20 protein-coding genes and 3 pseudogenes are annotated in these 26,351 nt (G+C 69.6%); 16 read left to right on the forward strand and 7 right to left on the reverse strand.

All coding sequences use genetic code 11. From position 1 onward, the window contains the following. Nucleotides 1-2,117 (forward strand): annotated as a pseudogene (locus tag E1285_RS45765) (hypothetical protein); the annotation flags it as partial. Nucleotides 2,118-2,179: 62 nt separating this feature from the next. On the opposite strand, the gene E1285_RS25865 reads toward E1285_RS45765, so the two are convergent. Next, entirely contained in the window at nucleotides 2,180-3,322 is a 1,143-nt protein-coding gene (locus tag E1285_RS25865; protein ID WP_132156451.1) for an epoxide hydrolase, read from the reverse strand. Between the two features lie 63 nt (nucleotides 3,323-3,385). Between E1285_RS25865 and E1285_RS25870 the strand changes: the two are divergent. Then, nucleotides 3,386-4,042 (forward strand): annotated as a pseudogene (locus E1285_RS25870) (WYL domain-containing protein); the annotation flags it as partial. A 4-nt stretch (nucleotides 4,043-4,046) separates the two neighbouring features. Beyond that, the gene (locus tag E1285_RS25875; RefSeq protein ID WP_347814101.1) at nucleotides 4,047-5,621 is read left to right on the forward strand and encodes a WGR domain-containing protein; all 1,575 of its coding nucleotides are present in this window, start codon (nucleotides 4,047-4,049) and stop codon (nucleotides 5,619-5,621) included. 71 nt (nucleotides 5,622-5,692) lie between these two features. On the opposite strand, the gene E1285_RS25880 is transcribed toward E1285_RS25875, so the two are convergent. Next, nucleotides 5,693-6,010 carry a hypothetical protein gene (locus E1285_RS25880; protein ID WP_132156453.1) on the reverse strand — a complete coding sequence of 106 codons (318 nt, stop codon included), beginning with the start codon at nucleotides 6,008-6,010 and terminating at the stop codon, nucleotides 5,693-5,695. Between the two features lie 194 nt (nucleotides 6,011-6,204). Between E1285_RS25880 and E1285_RS25885 the strand changes: the two genes are divergently transcribed. From E1285_RS25885 to E1285_RS25915, 7 genes are all read left to right on the forward strand, one after another. Next, nucleotides 6,205-7,431 carry a glycosyltransferase gene (locus E1285_RS25885; RefSeq protein WP_132156455.1) on the forward strand — a complete coding sequence of 409 codons (1,227 nt, stop codon included), beginning with the start codon at nucleotides 6,205-6,207 and terminating at the stop codon, nucleotides 7,429-7,431. A 232-nt stretch (nucleotides 7,432-7,663) separates the two neighbouring features. After that, nucleotides 7,664-8,722 carry a class I SAM-dependent methyltransferase gene (locus E1285_RS25890; RefSeq protein WP_132156457.1) on the forward strand — a complete coding sequence of 353 codons (1,059 nt, stop codon included), beginning with the start codon at nucleotides 7,664-7,666 and terminating at the stop codon, nucleotides 8,720-8,722. A gap of 334 nt (nucleotides 8,723-9,056) precedes the next feature. Beyond that, a complete protein-coding gene (locus tag E1285_RS25895) occupies nucleotides 9,057-10,178 on the forward strand; it encodes a hypothetical protein (protein ID WP_132156459.1) in 1,122 nt (373 codons plus the stop codon). Between the two features lie 101 nt (nucleotides 10,179-10,279). Further along, nucleotides 10,280-11,377, forward strand: a complete 1,098-nt coding sequence (locus E1285_RS25900) for an rRNA adenine N-6-methyltransferase family protein (RefSeq protein WP_132156461.1) — start codon at nucleotides 10,280-10,282, stop codon at nucleotides 11,375-11,377. A gap of 218 nt (nucleotides 11,378-11,595) precedes the next feature. Next, nucleotides 11,596-12,702, forward strand: coding sequence for an iron ABC transporter permease (locus E1285_RS25905; RefSeq protein WP_132156463.1), 1,107 nt, complete (start codon nucleotides 11,596-11,598; stop codon nucleotides 12,700-12,702). A 7-nt stretch (nucleotides 12,703-12,709) separates the two neighbouring features. After that, on the forward strand, nucleotides 12,710-13,504 hold the full coding sequence (locus tag E1285_RS25910) for an ABC transporter ATP-binding protein (protein ID WP_132156465.1): 795 nt from the start codon (nucleotides 12,710-12,712) through the stop codon (nucleotides 13,502-13,504). A gap of 42 nt (nucleotides 13,505-13,546) precedes the next feature. Next, nucleotides 13,547-14,533, forward strand: coding sequence for an ABC transporter substrate-binding protein (locus E1285_RS25915; RefSeq protein ID WP_132156467.1), 987 nt, complete (start codon nucleotides 13,547-13,549; stop codon nucleotides 14,531-14,533). A 30-nt stretch (nucleotides 14,534-14,563) separates the two neighbouring features. Here the strand turns inward: E1285_RS25915 and E1285_RS25920 are convergent, their stop codons facing one another. Together E1285_RS25920 and E1285_RS25925 are read right to left on the reverse strand one after the other, a co-directional pair. Continuing rightward, on the reverse strand, nucleotides 14,564-15,307 hold the full coding sequence (locus E1285_RS25920; protein ID WP_165966764.1) for a DUF4184 family protein: 744 nt from the start codon (nucleotides 15,305-15,307) through the stop codon (nucleotides 14,564-14,566). Nucleotides 15,308-15,397: 90 nt separating this feature from the next. Further along, nucleotides 15,398-16,510 carry a LacI family DNA-binding transcriptional regulator gene (locus E1285_RS25925; RefSeq protein WP_132156471.1) on the reverse strand — a complete coding sequence of 371 codons (1,113 nt, stop codon included), beginning with the start codon at nucleotides 16,508-16,510 and terminating at the stop codon, nucleotides 15,398-15,400. Nucleotides 16,511-16,733: 223 nt separating this feature from the next. Between E1285_RS25925 and E1285_RS25930 the strand changes: the two genes are divergently transcribed. The 6 genes and pseudogenes from E1285_RS25930 (at nucleotide 16,734) to E1285_RS46800 (ending at nucleotide 23,203) form a co-directional block, all read left to right on the forward strand. Beyond that, nucleotides 16,734-18,029 (forward strand): extracellular solute-binding protein, encoded by a 1,296-nt coding sequence (locus E1285_RS25930; RefSeq protein WP_207946826.1) that lies wholly within the window; start codon nucleotides 16,734-16,736, stop codon nucleotides 18,027-18,029. An 8-nt stretch (nucleotides 18,030-18,037) separates the two neighbouring features. After that, the gene (locus tag E1285_RS25935; RefSeq protein ID WP_207946827.1) at nucleotides 18,038-18,976 is read left to right on the forward strand and encodes a sugar ABC transporter permease; all 939 of its coding nucleotides are present in this window, start codon (nucleotides 18,038-18,040) and stop codon (nucleotides 18,974-18,976) included. Continuing rightward, nucleotides 18,973-19,800: a carbohydrate ABC transporter permease gene (locus E1285_RS25940; protein WP_132156473.1), complete on the forward strand. Its 828-nt coding sequence runs from the start codon at nucleotides 18,973-18,975 to the stop codon at nucleotides 19,798-19,800. The genes E1285_RS25935 and E1285_RS25940 overlap by 4 nt, the downstream gene beginning before the upstream one ends. 39 nt (nucleotides 19,801-19,839) lie before the next feature. Continuing rightward, on the forward strand, nucleotides 19,840-19,989 hold the full coding sequence (locus E1285_RS45770; RefSeq protein WP_165966765.1) for a hypothetical protein: 150 nt from the start codon (nucleotides 19,840-19,842) through the stop codon (nucleotides 19,987-19,989). Nucleotides 19,990-20,559: 570 nt separating this feature from the next. Then, nucleotides 20,560-21,783: pseudogene (locus E1285_RS47605) on the forward strand (family 78 glycoside hydrolase catalytic domain); the annotation flags it as partial. Between the two features lie 181 nt (nucleotides 21,784-21,964). Beyond that, nucleotides 21,965-23,203 (forward strand): alpha-L-rhamnosidase C-terminal domain-containing protein, encoded by a 1,239-nt coding sequence (locus E1285_RS46800; protein ID WP_243723049.1) that lies wholly within the window; start codon nucleotides 21,965-21,967, stop codon nucleotides 23,201-23,203. 193 nt (nucleotides 23,204-23,396) lie between these two features. On the opposite strand, the gene E1285_RS25950 is transcribed toward E1285_RS46800, so the two are convergent. The 3 genes from E1285_RS25950 to E1285_RS25960 are packed head-to-tail and all read right to left on the reverse strand — an operon-like array spanning nucleotide 23,397 to nucleotide 26,172. Further along, a complete protein-coding gene (locus E1285_RS25950) occupies nucleotides 23,397-24,371 on the reverse strand; it encodes an ABC transporter substrate-binding protein (RefSeq protein WP_132156475.1) in 975 nt (324 codons plus the stop codon). After that, complete coding sequence (locus E1285_RS25955) at nucleotides 24,368-25,150, reverse strand: ABC transporter ATP-binding protein (protein WP_132156477.1); 783 nt, start codon at nucleotides 25,148-25,150, stop codon at nucleotides 24,368-24,370. The genes E1285_RS25950 and E1285_RS25955 overlap by 4 nt, the downstream gene beginning before the upstream one ends. A 2-nt stretch (nucleotides 25,151-25,152) precedes the next feature. Continuing rightward, on the reverse strand, nucleotides 25,153-26,172 hold the full coding sequence (locus tag E1285_RS25960) for an iron ABC transporter permease (RefSeq protein WP_132156485.1): 1,020 nt from the start codon (nucleotides 26,170-26,172) through the stop codon (nucleotides 25,153-25,155). Nucleotides 26,173-26,351 lie beyond the last annotated feature (179 nt).

Genomic DNA, 26,351 nt, shown 5'->3' on the forward strand with positions numbered 1-26,351 from the left:
GCTACGAACGCGTCAGCGAGGCGCGTCTTGCCGTCGTCCGGTTGCTGCTGGGCATCGCGTTTCTGACGGCCTGGACGTTCGTTTTCGGGCCCGTGGCGGACGAGATCGGAGGCACCTGGCGTGCCGCTGAGGGGAAGGGCAGGCCGGGAACGTTCACCGCGCAGGGGGTGGTGTGCCCGAAAAGAGATTGTTCCTGGCACGGCACGTTCTCGGACGGCAGCACCTTTCAAACGACGCACGAAAGGGTCGAACTGAGGGGCGCCGACTACCGTTCCATCTACGCCGGGGACACGGTTCCCGCCCTCGACGTCGGTTCCCGGAACTTCGTCCAAAAACAGGGCGGATCACCGGAGTGGGGGCTGCCGGTCAGCCTGGGGGGCATCGCCGCTTTCCTCGGAACCTTCGGGGTGGCGGGCGTCGCCAGTGCACTGCTGGGCGTGTCCCGGACGCGGCCTTCGCGCGCGGCGCGCGAGCGGGAGGCGGGAGAACGCGGGCGGTTCGCGCTGCGCGACCTCGCCGACCGGGACCGCTGGGGATGGCCGGCGCGGCCCCGTTCCTCCACGATCAGGGTGAAGGTGGCCAGGTCCAAGGCGCTGACCGCCGCGGGGGCGGCCTGCCTGGTTTCGCTGCTGGCGGTGGTGCCGCTCATCGGCGTGATCTGGTACGCCGTCCAGGACGAGACCACGGTGGGCGAACTGATCGCCGGTTCGTGGCTGCCGCTCCTCGCCCTCGCCTTGGCCGCCGTCACGATCCAGACGCTCAGGCTCCTGCTGGTACGGCCGCGGATGTGGGTGACCGACGACGAGATCGTCATCTGGGATGCGCTGCTGCTGTGGAAGGCGCTGCGGATCCCGCGCACCGACATCGCGGCGGTCGTCGGCTACGGGGACGCGCCTGGCCGGTCTCGGAAGGAGACCGACGTGGCCAGGCTGACGCCGTTCCAGGAGGATCTCAACCTCGTCCTGCTGATGCGGGACGCCTTGTCCCTTCCCGCGCGGCGGCTGCGTTGGGGGAACTGGTTCTGGGTGATGCTGTCCATGGGCCGCGGGGACCCGCAGCCGGGTATCCCCCAACGCGGACGTCGGGTCCGCAGGGTGCGCCTGCGGGTGAAGGAGCCGCGCAGGGTGGCCACCGAACTCGACCGCTGGCTGGCGAAGGACGGTACCGCCTCGGCACCGGAGCCCGCGCCGGTCCATCACGCCCACTACGGCATGGCCCGGACGTACCGCGATGTGGGCGGTAAGCGCGTCAAGATCAGGGGACGCATGCCCGAGCCGGTTCTGGCCGAGTTCGTGAACGAGGGCCCAGGGACGCTGCGGGCCTGGCTTCGGCGTACGGAGTTCGGCCGCGGGATCACGGTCATCGTGTGCGATCCCGGCGCCCCACCCGCCACCGTCGTCCTGGACGATCGCCGCATATCCGACCAGGCGCTTACCAAGAGGTACTTGCAGGTCGAATCCGGAGGCCCGTGGGTCGTCACGATCAGCGGTCCGGAACGCGCACGCGGCTTCACTGGCGCGACCTCGGGTCACGGACCCGAAGTGCTCGCCTACGAGGGGCCGGCCGGAATCGCCGTCCTGACGTGCCCGGGCGGGGACCACCACGAGGTCCGCCTGCACGGACCGAACCTGACCGCGCTCCACGGCCGCGATCCGCTCGTGTCCGCCGGCGTGCTCGATCCGACGGGACCAGGGGCCCCGCCGAGCCGCAGCACGTTCGCCGTCCCAGCCCAGGCGGTGCTCCAGGTGAAAACCGCCGGGGCGGAGTGGCGGATCGGCGTGACACCCCTGGACGAGGCCGATGTGGACGCCGTTCCCGTGCCGTCCAACGGCCGCGTCCGACCGTTCGAGCGCTCCGTAGCGGGTTACCGGGCCGCAGTGGTGCGCTACCTGGGTCCGCCGGGCCCCGTGCTGTTCCGCAGCGGAGACGCATTCGGCCTCCTGGAGCTCGACGGCGCCCTCACCCCTTCCAGGACCCTCGCCCGCCCCGACGGTGACCAGGTGATCGAACTCCGCTCCCACACACTCCTCCAGGTCACCGGAGGGCACGGTACCTGGTCATTGGAAGAGGCCCCGCCGCAACCGGCGGCGCGCGTCAGCGAGCGGCGGCAGGCGTAGCAGCGGAAGAACCAGCCGTCCTTACCCAGGTCGCCGCGGGCTAGGCTCCATGCCGCGCGGAGTCAGGAGATGCCGCGGAAGAAGGTGCGGATGTCGTCCGCGAGCAGCTCCGCCTCCTCCATCGCGGGGAAGTGACCGCCCTCGGTGAACTCGCTCCAGTGGCCGATCGCCTTCCACGGGTCCATCGCGCGGCGGATGAGCGGGTGGGTGTCGAACACGACCCACCCGGACGGGACGCCGGAGGCCATGAGCAAGTCGACTCCGGAGTGCTCGGCCTCGTAGTAGAACTGCGCGCTCGACGCGCCGCTGCGGGTGAACCAGTACAGGCTGATGTTGGTGAGGAGCTGGTCGCGGTCGACCGTCTCGTCCGGCGTCCGGTAGGCGCCGCCGGTCCTGGTCTTGAACTTCTCGGCGATCCACGCGAGCTGACCGACCGGCGAGTCGGTGAGCGCCGCGCCGATCGTGTCGGGACGGTGGTTCTGCATCTCCAGATACCCGCGCTCGGCCGCGTACTCGGTGCGCACCGCCTCGATCTGGGCGGTCTCGTCGTCGGACAGGCCGTCGGGGTAGGGGAACTTGTCGCCGACCAACCCGAGCAGCGCCGGGTCGCATCCGATGTGCGTGCCGATGACGCGCTCCGGGTAGAGCGCCGCGAGGCGTGCGGCGGTACCCGAACCGATGTCGGTGCCGTGGGCCGCGAATCGCTTGTGGCCGAGACGCGTCATGATCTCGGCGTAGGCGTCCGTCGTCCGTGCCAGCTCCCAGCCGGTCCCTGACAGCGGGGTGGAGAACCCGAAGCCGGGCAGCGACGGGATGACCACGTGGAACTCGTCGGTCAGCAGCGGGATGAGTCGCTGGTACTCGACGAACGAGCCCGGCCAGCCGTGGTTCAGGATCAGCGGGGTGGCCTCCGGGTTCGTCGATCGCGCGTGGACGACGTGGAACGTCTGGCCGTCGACGACCGTCGTGAACTGTTCGTGCTCGTTGAGCTTCTCCTCCTGCGCGCGCCAGTCGAACCCGTCGCGCCAGTACTCGGCGAGCTCCTTCAGGTACGCCGGCGGGATGCCGCGGCTGAAGTCGGCGCGATCGTCCCGGCCCGGCACGGGGATCGGCCAGCGCGTGTGTGCCAGCCGGTCGCGCAGGTCGTCGACGTCGGCCTGCGGGATGTCGATGCGGAACGGTGTGAGTGCGTTGTTCTCGTTCATGCCACCGACGTTCCCAGGCAATGCGGCAGGTTAGCTTCCGCGATTGCTGGGATGATGCAGAACATGCTGGAGACCTCGGCCCGCCTGCTCGAACTGCTGTCCTTGCTCCAGCTCAAGCGCGACTGGACGAGCTCCGAGCTCGCCGGCCGGCTCGATGTGAGCACCAGGACCGTGCGCGCCGACATCGGCAAGCTGCGGTCGCTCGGCTATCCCGTGGACGCGCGCCCCGGCGTCGCGGGCGGGTACCGCCTGGCCGCCGGGACGGCGATGCCCCCGCTGCTGCTCGACGACGACGAGGCCGTCGCCGTCGCGGTCGGACTGGGTACGGTCGCGACCCAAAGGCTCGGCGTCGAGGAGACCTCGCTCACCGCGCTCGCGAAGCTGGAGCAGGTGCTGCCCTCGCGCCTGCGCCGCCGCGTCGAGGCGGTACGCGGGGCGACGAGCGCCGTTCCAGGGGCTCGGCCGCCGCTCGATCTCTCGGTTCTCGGCGCGGTCGCCGCCGCGATCCGCGGCCACGAACGGCTCCGGTTCGGCTACACCAAGTCCGGGGGCGGCGAAGGGGTCCGCCACACCGAACCGCAACGGCTGGTGACCTGGGGGTCGCTCTGGTACCTGCTCGCGTGGGATCTCGACCGTGACGACTGGCGGGTCTTCCGTGTCGACCGCATGGTTCCGCACGCACCGACGGGCGCACGGTTCCAGCCGCGCGCGATCCCGGAGGGCGATGCCGTCGAGTACGTCGTCGGACGCGTCCGCGCGGCGGGCGGCGCGTCCACGACGTGAATCCCGGCTGTCGGACCTGATCTGTATTGTCGGCGACGTCGGAATCAGGCGGGTTGCGACATCGGGTGATCGAGAGGCTGGAATGGCGGAGCACCGTACGTACCTTGAGTTGTCCGAAGACAACGCCACTGCTCACAAATACTACGAAGTGGTCCGTTCCGGCACTCGAGTGACCATTACCTACGGCAGGATCGGCGCTTCCGGCCAGACGAAGGTGTCCGATTTCGCGACCGAGGCCAAGGCCGAGGCGGCGGCCGCCAAGAAGGTCGCGGAGAAGACCAGGAAGGGGTACGCGCCGGCGGTACGGGGCGTACGGCAGGCCCGCCCGGTCAGCAGGCGGACCATCGTCAGCAGCAGGTCGACCGCGCGCCAGGCGCCCGTGCTGTGGCGGCTGGCCACCGGCGCCGCCGCGTTCGGCATCTTCGTCGACCAGGAGCGATGCTGGGTCGGCAACCAGAACGGCGACGTGTACACCGTCACCACCGACGGCAGCGTGACCGGCCGCTACCGGCTGCCCGACGGGGTGAAGTGCATCGTCGCCGACGACTTCTGGATCTACGCCGGCTGTGACGACGGCAGGGTGTACGACCTGAGCGGCAAGGTCCCGCACGTGGCCTACGAGATCTCCGCCGATGTCGACATCTACTGGCTGGACATCGACGACGCGATCCTCGGAGTGTCCGACCGCAACGGCGGCGTCACCGCCGTCGACCATGAGGACGAGTACCAGTGGTCGCGCAGCGTCGCGGGCGACTCGGCCTGGATGGTGCGATGCGACGCCGGGAGCAACACCGTCTTTCACGGCCATTCACGCGGTGTGGCCTGCTATTCGGCCACCGACGGCAAGCCGGTCTGGCAGACGCCGGTCGGCGGCGCCGTGCTGTTCGGCTGGCAGGAGAATCGTTCGGTCTATGCCGCGACCAGCCGTAACGACGTGTACCGGCTGGCCAAGGGCAATGGTGATGTCGAAGCGGTGTACCGCTGCGACGCCGCCGTCTTCTCCTGCGCGGCCTCGCCCGACGGGCGCTATGTGTTCGCGGGCGACAACCACTCCTCCATCTACTGTTTCGATGAGGACGGCACCCGTCTGTGGAAACTCGGTACGGGTCACGGCTCGGCCTATTCGATGCAGTTCCTGGATGAGCGGGTCTACATCGTCACCACCGATGGTTCGCTGGTCTGCATCGACGCCTCCGAAGCGGCCATCCACGCGGCCCAGCAGGGCTCGATCCCCGAGCCCGTCGATGTGAAGATCGCCGCGTCGCTGCCGACGGCCGAGCCGGTGGCGGTGCTCGAGACCACCTCCCACCCCGGTGACGCCGTCATCGTGGAGTGCTACCAGGACGGCTCCCGGCACCGCGTGCGAGTCATCAGCGAGGGCTACGAGCAGGGTTGGAACGTGCAGTTCCCCAAGGAGATCCGCCAGCCCGGCGCCCGCTACGCCGTCGAAGGCGTCCGCACCTCCGGGCGGGGCGGCTTCTACCGCGCCTACGGCGAGATCAGGCGTCTCCTCTGACACGCCGACCAGACCGGTCAGGAGTCAGGAAGCCCGCGCCCGCTGGTATCTCAAAGGGGGCCGGTGCCCGGCTACGCCGAATCCCAGCGCTGCCAGAGCATTTCCAGCCCCAGAGCGATGGCGCACAGCACGCCCACAGACCCGGGGACGGCCACGAACGCCACGTGGATCGGGCTGCTCTGGTCCGGCAGGAACAGGTCGGCCCACCCCAGCGCCAGCGCCAGCGCGGTGGCGATCCCCCCGATCCGGGAGGCCCATTCGAAAAGGTGCGCATGCCACGGCTTCGAATTCGCCGAAACCCTCGAACGCACATCGATGCTGAAGAAAATCAACAAAACGGCGAGAAACGAGATCAAGCTGACCATGTCGGCTGACGGCATCGGACGCATAACGCGACCCTAGTTCCGCCCTGGCCCGATCACCCGAACCATCACGGCCATAAACCACCAGAACCTCCAACGCGTACTCCGCCATCACGGCGGAGAATGCCGCGCGGTGGTGATCGGCGTCACGAGCAGAGGCTCGGCGCGATGGTGAAGGATCGTCACCAGGAGCACCGTCATGACGAGGAGGGCGTCGGCAGATGCGGATAGTGATCGTCGCAGTGGGGTCGCGCGGGGACGTGGCACCGTACACGGGTCTGGGCGCACGCCTACAGGACGCGGGCCATGAGGTCGCCATCGCGGCGCACGAACCGTTGGGCGAGCTGGTGCGGAAGTGCGGCCTGGAGTACCGGCCGCTGCCGATGGACCTGCGCGCCGAACTGACCTCCGCCGAGGGCGGGCGCGTCCTCCGTACCTCGCCGCTGGCCCTGGCGCGGTTCGCCCGGATGTACGCCCGGCACTGGTCGCAGATGGCCGATGCGACCCTGGCCGCGGCGCAGGGCTCCGACCTGCTCCTCCTGTCGACGATGGGCTGGCTCGGCATCCACGTGGCCGAGGGGCTCGGCATCCCCAGCATGGGCGTCTACCTCCAGCCGATGGACCCGACCCGGGAGTTCCCGCCCGCGGTGCTCACCACCCGGTCGCTGGGCCACGCCGGCAACCGCACGGCCATGCGGACGATGCGGGTGGCGGGGCAGATGCCGTTCCGCTCGGTGGTGAAGGACCTGCGCAAGCGCCTGGACCTCCCGCCCATGGGCCCCGCCGCGCTGTTCCGGCGACTGGACCGCACGGGCTGGCCCGTTCACTACGGCTTCAGCCCCCTGGTGGTGCCCCGTCCCGCCGACTGGCCGTCAGGACGGGACGTGGTGGGCTACTGGTGGCCGGAGTCCGTCCCGGATTGGCGACCGCCCGAGCACCTGACCGACTTTCTCGATGCGGGCCCTCCGCCGGTTTTCGTCGGCTTCGGCAGCATGAACGTGGGCGATGGGGCCCGCATGGGCGAACTGGTGGCGTCCGCCCTCCGCCGAGCCGGGATGCGCGGCGTGATCCAGGCCGGCTGGGGAGAACTCGCGGCCGGTGCGCACGACGACGTCATCAGCATCGGGGACGTCCCGCATGACTGGCTGTTCCCGCGCATGGCCGCGGTCGTGCATCACGGCGGCGCCGGGACGACGGCCGCCGGGCTGCGCGCGGGCGTACCGACGGTCATCGTCCCCAGCGCCGCCGACCAGCCGTTCTGGGGCGCACGCATCGCGAAACTCGGTGCGGGCTCCTGCACCGGCCCCCTGCGGCGGCTGAGCACCGGCGAGCTCACGCAGGCCCTCCGCGACGCGCCCTCCCACCGCGACCGAGCCCGCGAGATCAGCCAGGGCATCGCCGAAGAGGACGGCGCCGGCCAGGTGGTCAAAGCCATCGCCCGCCTCTGACCGCCATCCGGAAATCCCGCCGAGTACGCGTTTCGATGTGCGTGGTCGCCTTTGTGTCAGTGAGCTGGCTGGAGGTGGTGGTGGCGTAGTGGGTGTGAGCCGCACCCGGCTCACGAACCGTAGGGCGCTCGTCGTCAACCACCTACGCTCGTTGCAAAAGGGCGGGCTGCACGATCTCAACGAGACTCATCTGTCGGACCCGTCCCGTCGGCGGTCGGAGGCGGAGGAGATCATGAGAATCGGAGTCATTCCGGAAAGCGCTGAGGAACGCCAGGCCCTCGAGGCGGGGATGGTCCCGACGCCGCTGTTCGAAACTCAACTCGCCTTCACATTGGCGCAGGTGGTGATGGTCGGGGCGCAACTGGGCGTCTTCGACGCGCTCGCGGACGAGCGCGCCACCGCCGCCCAGGTCGCCGAGCGATGCGGTACCCACCCGGAGGCCACGGGCAAGCTTCTCCTCGCGCTGGCCGGGGCGGGGTACGTCCAGGGCGACGGCGAGTCCTACGAGCTGACGACGCTGGCACGGACCTGGCTGGTGCGCGAAAGCCCCCACTGCATCACCGACAAGCTGCTCTTCCAGTTCCACGAGTGGGATCTGATGGCCGGCTCCGCGGACTACGTGCGCACCGGGCGGCCGGCGGAGGTCCATGAGCACATGTCGGACCAGCAGTGGGGGCTGTACCAGCGCGGCATGCGGGCCATGGCGGCCGCCCCGGCGCAGGAGGCGGCGCAGCTCATACCTGTGCCCGCGGACGCCCGGACGCTCCTCGACATCGGTGGCTCGCACGGTTACTACTCCGTCGCGCTGTGCCGACGGCACCCGGGGCTGCGCGCCGTGGTCCTCGATCTGCCCGAAGCCCTCCAGCATGCCGCCCCGCTGCTCGCCGCCGAAAAGATGGGCGACCGCGTCACGCACCGTGAGGGGGACGTGTTGAACGACGACCTCGGCACCGACGCTTACGACATCGTGCTGATGGTGAGCGTCGCCCACCATTTCAGCGCCGACGAGAACCACGCACTGGCCCAGCGTGCGGCCCGTGCCCTGCGCCCTGGAGGTGTTTTCGTCGTCGTCGAGCCCTTCCGTGTTGACCCGGCCGGGGACATCAGCCAGTTCGGCGCCCTGACCGAGTTCTACTTCGGCCTGACCAGTAGCGCAGGGACCTGGTCCCACGGAGAGATCGCCGAATGGCAGCGCCAGGCCGGCCTTGCCCCAGCCGCACCGACCACCCTCGCCAACGCCGGCTTCGGCATCCAGTCCGCCGCCAAACCCGTTCACCGAACGCGCTCGTAACGCACGGGTGGGCGGTGGTTTCCCGGACGCCTTGCAGGAAGGCGGCATGCAATAACCGACGATCATGTCGGTGCTCTCGCTGCCCTCGCCGGGCACTTCACCTAGCCGACTATGGCTGCTACGGTTTCTGATAACCGACACTGCTGTAGGTTGCTGGCCGCCCGGTGGGGTGCGGGGGAGGTGATCGTCCAGGTTCGATCCCCGAGCCTTGCGCGAATGCACGGCGTCCCGCCGCGACCGGCCTTCCCCGGCGGAGGCACGGGCAAGGGCTCCATCACGGGGTTCCCCGGCCCGTGCCCGCTTCCGGAACCTCCATGGCGAGGAGAAGCGCAGCATGCAACTGGGACACTGGGCGACGATCGTCGCGTTCATGTCGACCGGCGCCTGTTTCGTCGGCATGGCATTCCTCAAGACCGCCACGGACCGGATGCCTCCACTGCACGGCGCCCGGCCCTTCGCGCTCGCCGTAGCGATGCTCTCCAGCCAGACGTGGGCGATCGGCTTCGCCGTCATCGGCGTGGGGTTCGGGCTGCAGTTCATCGCCCTCACGGCGCTCCCGTTGTCCGCGGTCCAGCCCGCGATGCTCGCCGGGCTGGCGCTGCTGCCCCTCATCGCAGGCATCGGCCTGGGCGAACGGCCCGGCATCCGTGAAGCGCTCTGCCTGGTGCTCGCCGCCGCGGCCATCGTCCTCTACGCCCGCGCCGCCGGTGGCGCGCACACCTTCGACCAGGCGCCCTCGACGCCGCTGCTGCTGGCCGCGATCTTCCCCTCGCTCGCCTTGCCCGCCGTGCTGTTCCTGGCCAGCGACCTGAGGCGCAAGGGCGCGCACGAGCGGCCGCTCAGCGGCATCACCTACGGGATCAGCACCGGGATGCTGATCGGCGCGGCCGAGGTCGCGATCATGGGCATGGCGACGCTCAGGGTCCCGCTCGGCGACCTCGCCACCTCTGCGCACCCCTATCTGTTCATCGCCGCGACCGCGCTGGCCGCGGGCCAGATACAGATCGCCTTCCAGCGCTGCCGCCTGCTCATCGTCGGATTCCTCGTCATCATGACGGCCAACCCGCAGATGCTGCTCGTGTCGACGGCACTGTACGGGCACGGATGGGAACCGGGAGCCGTGCCCCTGGCGAGTCTGACGGGGGGCCTGCTGTTGAACGTCGCGGCCATCTGGTTCCTGCCCCGTCACGAGCGGGCCAGGCCCACTCGGCCGTCCCCGAGCACATCCCGCGACCGGGGTGCGCCTCCCACGTTGGACCCGGAGCCGGGGCCACGGCTGCACAGGACGCCTTCCGGGCCCGGCGTCGCCGGTTCGGAACGCGTCCCCGCCCACGGCCCGTACGACGTGACGCCACCGAGCCTGCGCGACCGCATCGCGCGAGAGCGATCAGCACGAGAAGCGCCCCGGCACCTCGAAACCGATGCCCGCTACCCGCGCGTGCCAGGCAGGCCGTAGGCGGCCGGCGCCCGCTTGGACCACGCCGTCCCGGGGCCGCCGTCGGGAGCTTAGTACGGTGACCACGAACGTCCAGTCCCCGAACCGGCCCACGCATCGGAATGGAGAACACGGCCGTGCTGCGCGACGCGATGGTCGACGGGCTCAAGGCGTCCGGGGCGGTGCGCTCCCAGACCGTCGAACGGGCGATGCGGGAGGTGCCCAGGGAGCGGTTCCTGCCCGGCGACCTGCCGCACACGGAGGTCTACGCGGACCGTTCCGTCACCCTCAGCCAGGACGACCAGGGTTTTCCGACCAGCACCGCGAGCCAGCCGACGATCGTGGCGCGGATGCTGGAGCAACTGGACGTGCGGTCCGGGCACCGCGTCCTGGAGATCGGCACCGCCAGCGGCTACAACGCCGCGCTGCTGGCGCGCCTGGCCGAGCGTGTCGTCTCCCTGGAGATCGACCCCGTGCTCGCCGAGCAGGCCGCCCGGCGGCTGGGTCCGGCGGTCGACGTACGGGCGGTGGACGGCGCCGCAGGCGCACCCGACGCCGCCCCGTTCGACCGCGTCCAGGCCACCGTGGGCGTGTGGAACATCGCCACCTCCTGGTTCGAGCAATTGGCGCCGGGCGGGAGACTCGTCGTCCCGCTGTGGCTGCGGCCGGGCCTGGAGGTGAGCGTCGCCTTCGAACGCCGCGGCGACACCCTCCACAGCCTCAGCTGCGAACCGTGCGCATTCCTGCGGCTGCGCGGCACCCACACCGGCCCGGACGGCTACCACCCGCTCGGCGGCGGTTCGTTCGCCGTCGCCGACTTTCTCAGCGCATCCGACGCCACGCGCCTGGGGCGACTCTTGGCAGAGGAGCCGGGAGTCGCCGAGGCCGTATCCGACCTGCCGCGAGGCTGGTTCCCCTCGCTGGCCCTGGCGGACGAACGCGCGCTGAAAGTCTTCTCGCTGCACGCCGACCAGGAATCGTCCGGCCTGTACGACCGGCGAGCCGGTGCCCTGGCGCTGATCGGGGACGGGGTACTGCTCGGATACGGCGACGCCGCCGCTCTGGCCGCCGACCTCCGTACCCATGTCGAATCCGGCGACACGCTCGACCCCACCACGCTGCGGATAACCGCCCGTCCCGCCGGGACCCCACCGCGCGAGCCCAGCCGCTGGTCGTTCTCCCGCCCGTCCTTCCACTACCAGGTGGGTACCACGCCGTGACCCGCGCGCTGGCCGCTGCGGGCAAAGCCCGAAGGGGGCGGACGAGTCGGGTAGGTCGCGCGTAGCGGCCGCTGTTTCGTCGAACCGGGTGGCCAGGCGCCGCCGGCGTCGAGGCGGGTGACGTGGTTGAGCCGTTGGTCACACGCTCGTCTCACTTGACAGGCCGCATCTGCATGATCTTAGTTATTGCGTATTAACCGCAGTAGCAAGGGAGATGCATGGTTGGGTCGTCGGTGGTCCCGTCGGTCGTGGGTCCGGGGCCCGACGACGATGACCTGGGGGCCTCCTCTCGCCGGCGCCGGTACGTGCTGCTCTTGCTGGGGTTGGTGGCGGTCTTCGGCGGGACGGTCGTCGCGGCGGTCGGGATGGGTGCGGTGGCGGTGTCGCCGATGACCGTGTTCGACATCGTCGGTCATCACCTGGTCGGCCACCCGGCCGAGGTGACCTGGCGGTCCTCGCACGACGCGATCGTGTGGCGGGTGCGGTTGCCGCGCGTGCTGCTCGGGGCGGCGGTGGGGGCCGGGCTCGCCGTGACCGGGATGGCGTTGCAGGCGATGGTGCGCAACATGCTCGCCGACCCGTACCTGCTGGGGGTCAACTCCGGTGGCTCGACGGGCGCCGCGGCCGCGATCCTGTTCGGGTTCGGTGCCGGGTGGGGAGAGCACGCGCTGCAGATCGCCGCTTTCCTGGGCGCGCTGGTCGCCTCGCTGCTGGTCTTCGTGATCGCGCGTACCGCCGGGCGGATCACCTCGACGCGGTTGCTGATGACCGGAGTGGCCGTCGGGTACGCGCTCTACGCCCTGACCAGCTTCCTGATCTTCGCGTCCGACTCGGCCGAGGGGGCCCGGTCGGTGCTGTTCTGGCTGCTGGGCACCCTGGCGCTGGCGCACTGGTCGGCGCCGCTGGCCGTGGTCCTGGCCGCCGTCGCCCTGGTGGTCGCGCTGCTGACCCTGTGGGGACGCCGGCTGGACGCGCTGGCGATCGGTGACGAGACCGCGCACACCCTGGGCATCTCGCCGACGCGGTTCCGCCTGGTGCTGCTGGTCCTGGTGTCCCTGGCGGTGGGGGTGCTGGTGGCGGCGTCGGGCAGCATCGGCTTCGTCGGGCTGGTGATCCCGCACCTGGCCCGGCGCATGGTGGGGGCCACGCACCGCCGGGCCGTCCCCGTCGCCGCGCTGATCGGCGCGACCTTCCTGCTGTGGGCCGACCTGGCCGCCCGCATGGTGCTGAGTCCGCAGGAGCTGCCGATCGGCATCATCACCGCGCTGGTCGGGGCGCCGTTCCTGCTCATCCTGGTCCGCCGCCTGCACGCCGGAAGCGAGTGAGGTATCCATGATCGAAGGACGCGGGCTCACCTACGCCTACGGCGCGACGACCGTGGTGCGGGACGTGGACGTGCGGGCCGAGTCCGGCAGGATCCTCGGGCTGCTCGGGCCCAACGGCAGCGGCAAGACCACCGTCGTGCGGATGCTCACCGGGATCGTGACGCCGCGCAGCGGGCAGGTCCTGCTCGACGGGCGGCCCCTGGACTCCTTCTCGCACCGCGTGCTCGCCCAGCAGGTCGCCGTGGTGCTGCAGGAGTCGTCGGGCGACCTGCCGATGACGGTGGCCGACATGGTCATGCTCGGCCGGGTGCCGCATCAGACGACGTTCTCGCGCAACAGCGCGGAAGACCACCGGATCGCGGCGGCCGTGCTGCGCAGGGTCGGCGCCCGGCACCTCGCGGACCGGATCTTCGCCGGGCTGTCCGGTGGCGAGAAGCAGCGCGTGATGATCGCCCGCGCGCTGGCGCAGCGGCCCACGCATCTGGTGCTCGACGAGCCGACCAACCACCTCGACATCCGGTTCCAGCACGAGCTGCTCACCATGATCCGCGGGCTCGGCATCACCACGGTCATCGTGCTCCACGACCTCAACCTCGCCGCCCGCTACTGCGACGACGTCCTGGTGCTCCAGGAGGGCGACGTCGTCGCACACGGGGCCTGCGCCGACGTGCTGACCTCCGAGCTCCTCCAAGGCGTCTACGGCGTCGGCGTCGAACGCCTCGACACCTCCCGCGGCCTCCAGTTCCTCTTTCACCCGCTCGACGACAACGAATCCGCACCGGCGTCCGCCGCCACCGGCTGACCTGCGACGCCATGCCGATCACTGCAAGGAGTGATCCGCCAGATGAAGCGATACCTCGCCTGCTTCACGGCCGGGCTGCTGGCCGCCGTGCTCACCGGTTGCGGCTCGGCCGGCTCCGAGGAGGGCGGCCGGGGAAGCACGACGGTGGGCTTTCCCTTCACCGTCGAGAACTGCGGGGTGGACGTCACGCTGGACAGGGCGCCCTCCCGCGTCATGATCGTCAACAGCGCTCCGCTGCAGTACCTGTCCACGCTCGGCGTGCTGGACCGGCTGTCTTCGCGGGCCGGGAAGTTCCCGCCGGAGTACTACTCCGAAGAGACTCTCGCCGCGGTCGGCAAGGTCCCCTCCCTCACCGACCGTCTCGGCTCCGACGGGCACCTGAAGATCTCCACCGAGTCGATCATCGCTGAGGAGCCGGACCTGGTGCTCGGCCTGCCGGACGGCCTCTCGCGCGAGTCCCTGGCCACCGTCGGCATCCCCGTGCTCGACGAGCCGAGCTTCTGCCCCGACGGGATCGAGAACCCCGGCTACGAGACGATCTACGAGCAGATGCGCCTGTACGGCAGGGTCTTCGACCGGCAGGCCAAGGCGGAGCAGGCCGTCAAGAACCTCCAGAAACGCATCCGGACCGTCCAAGCCGGCCTGCCCGACCAGAAGGGCCGCAAGGTCGCCGTGCTGTGGCCCTACCGGGGCGAAGGAACCGTGGGGGCCTACGGCGGCCAGAGCATGGCTACACCGCAACTCGAGACGCTCGGCGCCAAGAACGTGTTCGCCGGCACCGACAAGCGCGTCTTCGAAGTGTCGATGGAGGAACTGCTGGGCCGCGACCCCGACGCCATCATCCTGCTGCACACCGACGGCACCCAGCAGGAGGTCAAGCAGGCGCTGCTCGACATCCCCGGCGCCAAGGATCTGCACGCGGTCGAGAACGACGCGATCACCGTGCAGCTGTTCAACTTCACCGAACCGCCCACACCCCTGGTCCTGGACGGCCTTGAGCGCCTGGCGACCTACTTCAAGGGAAGGTGAACCCTCCAAGGAAAAGCGAACCCGAACTCGTCAGCGATCCGTGGACGCCGGGTTCGTGCGCCGTGCCAGCAGGCGGGCGGCGTGCCACCAGCCGCAGTAGGCGGCGAGCACCACGCTCGCCCCCGTCATCGCTCCGACGATCGCGTAGAACAGCAGCGAATGCAGGGTCGGGTCGACGGGGAGCAGCAGCGCGCTCAGCAGGCAGCCCGCCATCGACAGGCCACCGGCGGCGGCGAACACCGGCATCCGCCCCCGCGCCGGCTCCACCGGCAGCGGCACGGGCGGAGCCGTCCTCGCCCAGCGGGCCAGCCACAGCGCGATGACCACCAGTCCGACCGCACCGCTGCCGACCTGCAACCACAGATACAGCGTGATCCCGCCGACGGACTCGGCGAGCCCCGGCAGCACTTCGGCGACGCCGGAGTGCGTCAACGCGTCCCACAGGACGTGCGTGGCCGCGCCGATGGCCAGTGATGGCACTGCCCACGCCCACGACACCGGCGCCGAGACCGGCAGCCGTTCGCGCAGCCTGGCCGGTGCGAGCGCCGCGAGGGGCCGCTTGCCCAGCAGGTGCCACACCGCGAAGACGATCAGCCCGATCGCGACGTCCACCGTCACGACGCCCAGCGGCCGGTGCGTCATGTCCCGCACACCCGAGATGTAGAGGTAGTACGGGATGTCGGGCGCGAGCGACCCGATCACCAGGGCCGACGGCACCAGCGGCCCCCGGGCGAGGGGCAGTACGGCGGCGGGGTGACTCAGCGTGAACGGCACCTGTTTCCTCTGGCTCGGTTGATCGCGTAGCAGGTATGACGCGTCAACCTCGCCGGTGGTTGCTGGACGCAAGTGCCGGTCCGCGGCCGGTCACGACCTCGCGCCGGCCGGTGGTCCCTTCTCGCCGTGTTCCGGCGCGGCCTGTTCGAGCGGAGTCGATTCGGGGCGCGGGCCGTTCGGAGGAGCGGTGGAGCGGCGGTGGATCAGGCTCGGGGTGACGGAGAAGCGCACCGCCGATGTGCGGCCCTCGATGCGTTCGAGCAGGAGCCGGCCGGCGGTGCGGCCCATGAAGGTCCCGTCCTGGTCGATGCTGGTCAGTGAGATGTTGGGCAGGGCGGCAAGCCGGGTGTTGTCGTAGCCGGCGATCGAGATGTCGGTGGGGACGGACAGGCCGGCTTCATGGACGGCCGCGAGTGCGCCGAACGCGGCCTGGTCGGCTCCGGCGAAGATCGCGGTGGGCCGCGGGGAACGGCCGAGAAGTTCGCGGGCTCCCTCGTAGCCGCCCTCCTCCGTGTAGTAGGTCGTCGCGACGGCGATCTCGCCGGCGAGCCCGTGCTCGCGCATGACGCGTTCGTAGGCCTCTGCCCTGATCTTGTGGAGCAGGTCGGCGGGTCGCGCGATGCTTTCGTCCTGGTGCGTGATGTGCACGATGCGACGGTGGCCGAGCGTGATCAGGTGCTGCACGACGAGTTCGGCGCCCGCGTCGTCGTCGTCGAAGACCGCGTCGTAGGCCGCCGACCGCTCGTGCCGTCCCAGGACCACGATGGGCATCTCCCTGGACACCTCTTCGAGTCGCGTCCTGGACGCGAGCGGGCCGACCATGATGATGCCGTCCACTTGCCGGTCCACCAGGGCCTCGACGGCTCTGCGTTCGGTCTTCTGGGTGGCGCCCCCCTGGATCATGATCGACTGGTAGTCGGTGTCGGCGAGTTGCTCCATGAGGCCGTCGAGGATGTCGGCGAAGAACGGGTTCCTGATGTGGGGCAGCATCAGGCCGATGGTGAAGGTGCGGCCGCGCATCGCGCGGGCGGCGGCGTGCGGGCGGTAGCCCAGCTCCGCGATGGCCGCCTTGACGCGTTCCCGCATGGCCGGGCTGACGCCGTAGGCGTTCCGGATCACCTTGGACACCGCGGTGGTGGAGACCTGGGCGTGGTCGGCCACATCGGCGATGGTCACCCGCCGCCGTCGGTCGCGTGTGGCCATGGAACTCCTTGTGAGCGTGTCCCTCGATTGTAGGGGCGGGGCAGCGCGGCAGCGTGGATAACGTTACCCGAAATGGCGGTCCAAACTGATTAAGTAGTCGGTCTAGCTGGCGCTCTGATTGTGGATCGTTACTCAAAATGACTCTTGACGGCCTCAGAGGCGACGCCTACGTTTAAGCCCATGGGGAGCTATTAAAACGATTTAACGCACCCGGGAGGGCGCAGTGAAGATCTCTCTCCGCATGTTCGGGGCCGCCCTGACCGGCCTCACGATGGCGGCCCTGACCTCCTGCGGCTCGGGCTCGTCCGCCAACGGCACCGTCACCCTTTCGTTCCTGATGGGCAACGCCGAGTCCACCGTGGACACGGCCGAGGCGCTCGCGGGCGCCTTCATGAAGGCCAACCCCGGCATCAAGATCGAGACGGAGGTCGTCGCAGGCGGCAGCGAGGGCGACAACGTCATCAAGACCCGCCTCTCCACCGGCGACATGACCGACGTGTTCTGGTACAACTCCGGCTCGCTGCTGCAGGCGCTCAACCCGGGCCAGACCCTGGTCGACCTCACCGGCGATCCGGTCCTGAAGAACGTCGAGAAGGACTACCTCCCGGTGGTGACGCAGGAAAGCAAGGTGTACGGCGTCCCGACCGCCGCGGTCTCGGGCGGCGGCATCCTGTACAACCGCGAGGTCTACGACGACCTCGGCCTCAAGCCGCCCAAGACGTGGGCGGCGTTCATGGCCAACAACGAGAAGGTGAAGGCGGCCGGGATCCCTCCGGTGATCGGCACCTTCAGGGACACCTGGACCTCGCAGATGCTCGTCCTGGCCGACTACTACAACGTCCAGACGGCAGCGCCGGGCTTCGCCCGGAACTACACCGGCGGCAAGGCCAAGTTCGCCACCACCCCGGCCGCGGTAGCCGGTTTCCAGCACCTGGCCGATATCCACGCCAAGGGCTACCTCAACGAGGGCTTCGGCTCGGCCACCAACGACCAGGGCCTGAAGATGCTGGTCGAGGGCAAGGGCGCGCACTATCCGATGCTCGGCCTCACCCTCCCGCCGCTGCTGGGCACCTACCCGCAGGCGGCCACCGGCATCGGCTTCTTCGGGATCCCCGGCAACGACCCGGCCGCGCACGGTGCCACCGTCTGGGAGCCGCCCGCCCTCTACATCGCCAAGTCCACCGAGCAGCTGGACGCGGCCAAGAAGTTCCTCGCCTTCGTCGCCTCGCCCGCGGGTGCGGACGTCATCACCAAGGCCGTGCCGCCGTCCGGGCCGTACCGCGTCGAAGGTGCCGAGCTGCCCGACGACGCGATCCAGGTGGCCAAGGACCTGCAGTCCTACATCGACGGGGGCGCCACGGCGCCCGCGCTGGAATTCCTCTCCCCGGTCAAAGGCCCGTCCCTGGAGCAGATCACCGTCGCCGTGGGTTCCGGGCTGACCCCGCCCGCCGAAGGCGCCGCCCAGTACGACAACGACGTCGAGAAGCAGGCCGAACAGCTCGGGCTTCCCGGGTGGTGATCAGGCAAGTGGCGATCAAGCAGGAGGCCGGGCCTCGCATGGGGGCCGGCCGGGCCGGAGAGCGGCGGCACGTCCGGACCTCCCGCGGCAAGGGGCGTGCCACCTATCCGTACACGCTCTACCTGCCGGCGGCCGTCGTGTACCTGGTGTTCTTCCTCGTGCCGACGGTGGTGGCCTTCTACTTCGCGCTGACCCGCTGGACGCTGTTCGACAGCACCTTCGTAGGGCTGGACAACTTCCGTGACTTCCTGGGCGAGCAGAACCTGCGGATCGGCTTCCGGAACACCCTCGTCTACGCGGGTGTCACCAGCGGTTTGAAGGTCGTCCTCGGGATGGCGTTCGGGGTGCTGCTGACCAGCAGACTCCGGTCGCGGGGCCTCCTGCGGTCGCTGGTGTTCTTCCCCGTCCTGGTCTCCACCGTCGCGGTCGGCATCACCTTCAGCATGCTGCTCAAGCCGGACACCGGCCTGGTCGACCAGGCACTGGCCCTGCTCGGCGTCGACGGACGCGACTGGCTCGGCGACGCCACCACGGCGCTGCTGTCGGTCGCCCTTGTGGACGTGTGGAAGGGCGTCGGGCTGGCCACGGTCATCTACATCGCCGGAATCGTGTCCATCCCGCGCGAGTACTACCAGGCGGTCGCGGTGGACGGCGGCTCGGCCTGGCACGGCTTCCGGCACGTGACCCTGCCGCTGAGCCGGCCGGCCACCTACTCGGTGATCATCCTGTCGCTGATCGGCGGGCTGAGGTCGTTCGACCTGATCTGGACGATGACCCGCGGCGGCCCCGGCTTCACCAGCGACACCATCGCCTCGATCATCTACAAGCAGTACCAGGCCGGCTTCTACGGGCTGTCCACCGCAGGCAACGTGCTGCTGTTCATCGTCGTGACGGCCGTCATGGCACCGCTCACGTACCTCCTGGGCAGGCGGCAGGTCGCCCCATGAGGGCGCTAAGAAGGCTCGGTGCCGAGGCGGTCGCGCTGATCGTGGCCGGTGTGCTCTTCCTGGTGCCGTTCGTGTTCATCGGGCTGACCGCGGTGAAGAGCCAGGAGCAGGCCACCGACCTCGACTTCGGCTGGCCCGCCGAGTGGCGGATCGTGCAGAACTTCACCGAGGTGGTCCAGGCACGCGACTACGTCCTGCTGCGCGCCTACGTCAACAGCACGATCCTCACGGTCGCGTCGGTCGCGCTGATCGTCGTCTTCGCGGCGATGGCCGCCTTCGTCCTGCAGCGCAGGGCGGGCAGGCTCGGCACGGTCGCGGGCTTCCTCGTGCTGGCGGGGTTGATCATCCCGCCGGCGATCGTCCCCACCATCTGGCTGCTGCAGGGGCTCGGCCTGTTCAAGACCCTCCCCGGGCTGATCTTCGTCGAGGTCGCCTACGGTCTTCCGTTCGCGATGCTGCTGTTCCGCGCGTTCATCGCCGCCGTCCCGCGCGAACTCGACGAGGCCGCCATGATCGACGGCTGCGGCGGCCTGCGGCTGTTCTTCAAGGTGATCTTTCCGCTGCTGCGGCCGGTCACCATCACCGTGATCCTCACCAGCTCGGTGGCCGTCTTCAACGACTTCGTCAACCCGCTGTACTTCCTGCCCGGCGACGACAACGCCACCGTGCAGGTCACCCTCTACAACTTCCAGAGCCAGTACAGCACCCAGTGGAACCTGCTGTTCATGGACATAGTCCTGATCACCATTCCACCGCTGCTGGCCTTCCTCTTCTTCAACCGCAAGATCGTGACCGGCATGACCGCCGGCGCCATCAAGGGCTGAGCCACCCTCGAACCCCCGATCCCCAGGAGCAGCACGGCCGTGACTACTCCGCTGACCCAGGCGGGCGCCATCGGGCCGCACGTCTCCCACCGCGACCCGTCCACCACGACATCCTGCCGCCGCACACGGGACTGGAAGGGAGGTCGCCGCGCCGCACAACCGGCGGCCGCTGAAGAGGCCGCGCACTGACGACGAAGGAGCACGATGTCAGTCAAGAGACGATCGATCTGCATAGTGGTGGCGGTGGGCCTGCTCGTGGCCCTGACGTCGCCGTCCGGGGCGGGCGCCTACGCCGCTCCACACGGTCACAAGGGCAACGTCGAGGCGGTGCACCTGGGCATCGACGGACGCTACGACTCACCCGACGGCCTCGATAACACGCATCCGACCTTGAGCTGGCGGATGGCCGAGACGCGACGCGCGAGGTCGCATCCGTGCCACCGCCGGCACGCGAGAATCCCCTGCCCGGCCGACCGGCAGACCGCCTTCGAAGTGCAGGCGGCCGAGACGGTCAAGAAACTGAGAGGCGGACGCCTGATCTGGACGTCGGGCCGGGTGAAAAGCGCCCAGCAGCACGTCGCCTTCGGCGGGAAGCTGGAGTCGCGGGACACCGTCGCCTGGCGCGTGCGGGTCTGGGACGCGAACCGGCAGCCGTCCGGATGGTCGGCTCCGTCCACCTGGTCGGTGGGCCTGCTGTCGCCCGACGACTGGGGAGATGCCCGCTGGATCGAGTATCCGGGCCGTACCGAAGACCGGCCAATGCCGATCTTCGCCCGCCGGTTCAGTGTGCCGCGCGGGAAGAAGGTCGCCGACGCGCGCCTGCACCTGTCCGGGATCGGACTGCACCACGCCACGGTCAACGGCAAGGAAGTGACCGACGAGGTCCTGGCACCTGGAAACTCCAACTACCAGCTGTCCAGCGAGTACCGCACCTACGACGTCGCCGGCGTCCTGCGCTCCGGAGACAACGCCATCGGCGTGGAACTCGGCAACGGGACCGCCTATGTGCGCCGCAGCGCGACGAACCCCGCGGTGGGCCGGACATCGCCGTACTCCTGGTGGCAGAGCCAGCTCAAGGGCAGCGGAACACTGGTCGCCGACGCCGCCCGGGGAGCGACGACGGTCAAGCTCGACTCCGTGACCGGGTACCACGTCGGCGGAACGATCAATATCGACACCGGCGGAGGCGGCGACCGGCTGGAATCCCGCAAGATCACGGCGATCGACACCGCCGGCACCGGCATCACCTTCACCCCGGCGCTGTCCAGCGGGCACCCCTCGGGCGCGAAGGTCACCGGCTCGGGCAACAACATCGCCGCCAGCGACCCGTCGGCGGGTGCGGCGGTGACGCCGCGGTTCATCGGCCGGATGGAGATCGCCTACACCGACGGCAGCAAGGAAGCCATCGTCACCGACCGGACATGGCGAACCGCACTGGGCCCCCTGACCACCGACGCCTGGTACTCGGGTTCGGACTACGACGCGCGCCGCGAACAGCCCGGCTGGAACAGGCCCGGCGCGGATCTCAGCGCGTCCGCCAAGCGGCGGGACGGCTCGGCCACGGGATGGACCAGCGCGGGAATCGCGCCACCGCCCAACCTGGCGACCGACCTCGTGGCCAGGGCCGCCGAACCGATCCGGGTGCAGGAGAAGCTGCGGCCTGTCTCGGTGACCAACCCGGCCAAGGGGACGTGGGTGTTCGACTTCGGGCAGAACATCACCGGCTGGCCGCAATTGCGGCTGGACCGCGTCCCGGCCGGGACGACGGTCAAGATGTCGCCGGCCGAGTCGCTGAAGCCGGACGGGACGGTGGACCAGGCATCGCTCATGGGCGGCGGCGGCCGCCGCGGCGAGGACCTGTTCAACACCTACACCGCCCACGGCGACCGGCGCGGGGAATCCTGGCACCCCGAATTCAACTACTTCGGGATGCAGTGGGTCCAGGTCACCGGGCTGCCGGACGGCTACAAGCCGACCCGCGACCTCATCACCGGGATCAGGTTGCAGGGCGACACGCCCGAGGCCGGAGAGTTCGGCAGCTCGAACGCGCGGATCAACCGCATCCACAAGATGGCGTACTACTCCATCGCCGGCAACATCATGTCGACCTTCACCGCGCCCCGGCCGGGAGAAGCTGTCCTACCCGGCCGACTACACCATGCCCATGGGAGCCATTCACCAGAACTTCGAACTGGGCGCCTACATGCGCACCACGATGCGGCACCTGGTGGAGGGCCAGTCCCTCGCCGACACCCCCATGCGCGGGAACGTGGCACTGAAGACCCCCGTGTACGACTGGGGCTATTCCGGCCGGTTCGGCGATGAGATCAACTGGGGCAACGCCATCGTCCTTGTCCCGTCCATGCTCTACGAGTTGTACGGCGACACCCAGACCATGGCGACGTACTACGACCGGATGGTCATGTACATCGACTACATCCGGCGCGAAAAGGCCGGGACCGGCGAGAACGCCCACATCGTCGACGCCGCGCTCGGAGACTGGGTGGCGCCCGAGCAGACAGCGGGCCCCATCACCGGCACCTGGGGCTACTACGTAATGATCAGCAAGATGGCCCGCATGGCCGAACTGACCGGCCACGCCGGCGACGCCAAGGAATACCGGCAACTGGCCGCCGACATCAAGGAAGCCTTCAACAACGCCTTCTTCAACCAGTCCCTGGGCCATTACACCGCCGGCGGAAACGCCGGTTCCGAAGGCGCCACCCAGACGGCCCAAGCGCTCGCGCTGGACGCCGGACTCGTCCCCGACGGCAAGCGCGAACAGGTTCTCAAAGCCCTCGTCGAACTCATCTACGCCTACCACCCCAACGGCGACGGCCCGCACTTCAGCGGCGGCACCATCGGCATGACGTCCATCATCCGGGCCCTGGCCGGCGGCGACCGCGACGACGTGCTGTGGGACCTTCTGCAGCCGAACGACCAGCCCAGCTACGGGTACTTCATGGAATCCACCCCCGCCAACCCGGGCGGAATGACCACCATCGGCGAACGCTGGACCCGAGGCGACTCCAAGAACCACATGATCCTCGCCCAGATCGAGGAATGGTTCCGCACCGGGATCGCCGGAATCCGCACAGCCCCCGGAGCCATCGCCTACAGCAAGCTGATCTTCCAGCCCAAGCCCGTCGGCGACCTGCGATCCGCGCACGGCAGCTACAACACCCCCCACGGAACCGCCCGGAGCGCATGGACCAAATCCAAGAAGGGCCTCGAACTCAAGATCACCGTTCCGCCCAACACCACCGCCGAGGTGCGGGTTCCGACCACCGAACACGGGCACATCCCCACCCCCCACAGGGCGACTTTCGTCCGAGTAGACGGCGACTACGCCGTCTACTCCGTCCCGTCGGGCCAGTTCACCTTCACCGCACCAGCGAAATGAGCACCGACCAGCACATCTGACCGTCCCCGGCCTGGCGTGCGGGTTTCACCCCGGTGAAACCCGCACGCCTCCACCGGTCCAAGATGCCGACCGAAACGGGATCGGGATGGGCGCGGGTGCCCTGGCTGCTCGGCGGGGGCGGTCGCTGAGCAGTCGTCCGACTCCTTCAGGGGGGCGTGCCGTGGTGGCCGGGTCATCGGTCGAGCGTCCGCAGGTACTTTCCGAACTTCTCCAGGCCGTCGATGTTGCGCGGGCCGCTGATGCCCTCGTTGTAGTCGAGGGTGAAGATGTTGTCTTTCTTGATGGCGGGCAGGTCGCGGGTGTGGGGTGACTTCTTGAGGAAGTCGATCTTCTCGGTGGCGGGCTGGTCGCCGTAGTCGAGGATCATGATGACCTCGGGCTGGGCCGTTGCGACCGCCTCCCAGCCGACCTGTGTCCAGCGTTGCTGGAGGTCGGCGAAGATGTTGCGTCCGCCGGCGGTCTCGATGATGTCGCTGGGGGGGACCTGGCCGCCGGCGGTGAGTGGCTGGTCGGTGCCGGAGTCGTAGAGGAACACCGGTGCCGGGTCGCCCTTGGGGGCGGCGGCCTGTACCGTCTCGGCGCGCGCCTTCAGGTCGGCGACGAGTTTGGTCGCCCGGTCCTGGACGCCGAAGATCTGGCCGAGCCGCTGGAGGTCGGTGTACAGCGCTTCGAAGGGGGTGAGGCGTTCGGGGTGTCCGGGGTAGTTGAAGCAGCTTTCGGCGTGCATGAAGCTCTGGATGCCGAGCCGGTCGAGGATCTCCGGTGTGATGCCGCGCTGCGGGCTGAATCCGGAGTTCCAGCCGGCCACGACGAAGTCCGATTTGGCCTGGACGACGATCTCCTTGTTGAGCAGGTCGTCGCTCAGCATTTCGACTTTGGCGTACTCGGAGGCCCAGGGGGACTCGGTGACCGGGGGGTTGGCGGGCGGCATGACGTAGCCGTGGACATGTTCGGTGAGCCCGAGGCTGAACAGCTTGTCGGCGCTGCCGCCCTCGTAGGCGACGGCGCGCTGCGGTACGGAGTACTCGACGGTCTCCCCGCACCTTTGCACCTTCCGCTTCGCGGAAGCCGGGTCGGCTTCGACTTCCGCGCCGCAGGCGCTGAGGACCACCATGGCGCCGGCGGCGGCGGCGAGGGCTCGTTTCATGACTTGGACCTTTCGAGGGGAAGGGAGTACAGCAGTTGCGGGGAGCCCGACAGCGGGTGCGGGACGACGGTGACCTCGACGCCGAAGACGCCGCTGACGATTTCGGGGGTGAGGACGGTCCAGGGCGTTCCGGCCTTGACCAGCCGTCCCCGGGACAGGACGCCGATCCGGTCGCAGACTGTGGCGGCGAGGTTGAGGTCGTGCAGGACGATCAGCACGGTGAGGCCGACCTCCCGCAGCAGCGAGAGCAGTTCGACCTGGTGCCGGACGTCGAGATGGTTGGTCGGTTCGTCCAGCACCAGGATCCGCGGTTCCTGGACCAGCGCCCGCGCCAGCAGCACGCGCTGCCGTTCGCCGCCGGACAGGCCGAGAATCCCGCGCCGGGCCAGATGGGCGACGTCGAGGCGTTCCATCGTCTTTTCGCACAGTTCCCGCTCGTGGCGGGTGAGGGGAGCATTGCCGCGTCCGTGCGGTGTCCGGCCCAGCGCGACGACCTCTTCGACGGTGAAGTCCACATCGACCGCGCCGTCCTGGGCCATCGCCGCGACGAGCCGTGCGCTCTGCCGCGGGGCCAGGTCGGCGAGTTCGTCGCGGCCCAGGAGGACGGTGCCGGAGGTGGGCCGCAGGGCCCGGTAGACGCATCTGAGCGCGGTCGACTTGCCGCTTCCGTTCGGGCCGATCAGACCTACGATCTGTCCGCTCGGCACCTCCAGCGACAGGTCGTCGACCAGGGCCCGGCCGTCGGTGACGACCGTCAGCCCGTCCAGCATGAGGTCCATCGTCAGCGCCCTCCGAACGCGTACGCACGGCGGCGCATCAGCCCGATGAACACCGGCACCCCGACCAGCGCCGTGATCGCGCCCAGCGGCAGCTCGCGCGGGGCCACGACCGTCCGGGACGCCAGGTCGACCCACACCATGAAGATCGCGCCGGTCAGCGGGGCCACGGCGAGGACGCGGGCGTGCACGGCGCCGACGACCATCCGGACCAGGTGGGGCATGACCAGCCCGACGAAGCCGATGGCGCCGCTCACCGCGACCATCGCTCCGGTGGTCAGAGAGACGAGCAGCAGCAGGACCCGGCGGTGCCGGTCCGGGGCGATGCCCAGGCTGGCGGCGGTCTCGTCGCCGAGGGCCAGCGCGTCCATCACCCGCCCGTACCGGTACAGCGCGAGCACGCCCGCCAGGACGACCGCGGCCACCACCGGCAGCGTGCCCCAGGACGCGGCGCCGAAGCCGCCCATCGTCCAGTAGAGGATCATGCTGCTCGCCTCGCCGTCCGGCGCGAAGTAGACGATCACGCTCATCAGCGCCTGGAAACCCAGCCCCATCGCCACGCCCGTCAGTACCAGCCGCAACGGCGAAAGCGTCCCGCGGCCGAGTGCGGCGAGGTAGACCAGCACCGAGGCCGCCAGGGCGCCGGCGAACGCGCCGGCGGACATCGCGTACACGCCGAGCCCGGCGAGGCCGCCTGTGACGCTGACGCTCACCGCGCCCACGGACGCTCCGGAGGAGATGCCGAGCACGAACGGGTCGGCGAGCGCGTTGCGGACGATCGCCTGGATCGCGACGCCGACGGCGCTCAGCCCCGCGCCCACCAGCGCCGCCAGCAGGACGCGCGGCGTCCGGATCTGCCAGACGATCTGGTAGCTCGACGCCTCCCCGGCCCCGACCGTCCCGCCGGTCAGCGCCGCCCACAGGTACCGCGCGGTGTCCGCGGGCCCGATCACCGCCGCGCCGAGCCCGATCGCGACAACGATCGACACGGCCAGGACCAGTGCCAGGACACCGCACAGCGCCATCAGCCCCGGACGTGACGCGATGCGTTCACGAACCCCGGTACGAACTGCGGTTACGGAAAGAGCGGTCGAGGACATGCCACCCATTCGATAATGAAAACGATTTTCGTTGCAGAACGTATCATGTCCACCTCGTCCGGGAGCAAGGGGTGGCGACCGTGCAGGTGGCGACGCCTCGGGCG

The sequence above is a fragment of the Actinomadura sp. 7K507 genome (assembly GCF_004348425.1).
Taxonomy (GTDB): Bacteria; Actinomycetota; Actinomycetes; order Streptosporangiales; family Streptosporangiaceae; genus Spirillospora.

Coding starts and splice junctions, on each gene's coding strand:
- E1285_RS25885 (WP_132156455.1), top strand. CDS start 6,205: ATGCGGATAGTGATCGTCGCAGTGGGGTCGCGCGGGGACGTGGCACCG.
- E1285_RS25910 (WP_132156465.1), top strand. CDS start 12,710: ATGATCGAAGGACGCGGGCTCACCTACGCCTACGGCGCGACGACCGTG.
- E1285_RS25915 (WP_132156467.1), top strand. CDS start 13,547: ATGAAGCGATACCTCGCCTGCTTCACGGCCGGGCTGCTGGCCGCCGTG.
- E1285_RS46800 (WP_243723049.1), top strand. CDS start 21,965: ATGGGAGCCATTCACCAGAACTTCGAACTGGGCGCCTACATGCGCACC.
- E1285_RS25950 (WP_132156475.1), bottom strand. CDS start 24,371: ATGAAACGAGCCCTCGCCGCCGCCGCCGGCGCCATGGTGGTCCTCAGC.
- E1285_RS25895 (WP_132156459.1), top strand. CDS start 9,057: ATGCAACTGGGACACTGGGCGACGATCGTCGCGTTCATGTCGACCGGC.
- E1285_RS25940 (WP_132156473.1), top strand. CDS start 18,973: ATGAGGGCGCTAAGAAGGCTCGGTGCCGAGGCGGTCGCGCTGATCGTG.
- E1285_RS25865 (WP_132156451.1), bottom strand. CDS start 3,322: ATGAACGAGAACAACGCACTCACACCGTTCCGCATCGACATCCCGCAG.
- E1285_RS25890 (WP_132156457.1), top strand. CDS start 7,664: ATGAGAATCGGAGTCATTCCGGAAAGCGCTGAGGAACGCCAGGCCCTC.
- E1285_RS25960 (WP_132156485.1), bottom strand. CDS start 26,172: ATGGCGCTGTGCGGTGTCCTGGCACTGGTCCTGGCCGTGTCGATCGTT.
- E1285_RS25905 (WP_132156463.1), top strand. CDS start 11,596: ATGGTTGGGTCGTCGGTGGTCCCGTCGGTCGTGGGTCCGGGGCCCGAC.
- E1285_RS25900 (WP_132156461.1), top strand. CDS start 10,280: ATGGAGAACACGGCCGTGCTGCGCGACGCGATGGTCGACGGGCTCAAG.
- E1285_RS25925 (WP_132156471.1), bottom strand. CDS start 16,510: ATGGCCACACGCGACCGACGGCGGCGGGTGACCATCGCCGATGTGGCC.
- E1285_RS25880 (WP_132156453.1), bottom strand. CDS start 6,010: ATGCGTCCGATGCCGTCAGCCGACATGGTCAGCTTGATCTCGTTTCTC.
- E1285_RS25955 (WP_132156477.1), bottom strand. CDS start 25,150: ATGGACCTCATGCTGGACGGGCTGACGGTCGTCACCGACGGCCGGGCC.
- E1285_RS25875 (WP_347814101.1), top strand. CDS start 4,047: ATGCCGTCGAGTACGTCGTCGGACGCGTCCGCGCGGCGGGCGGCGCGT.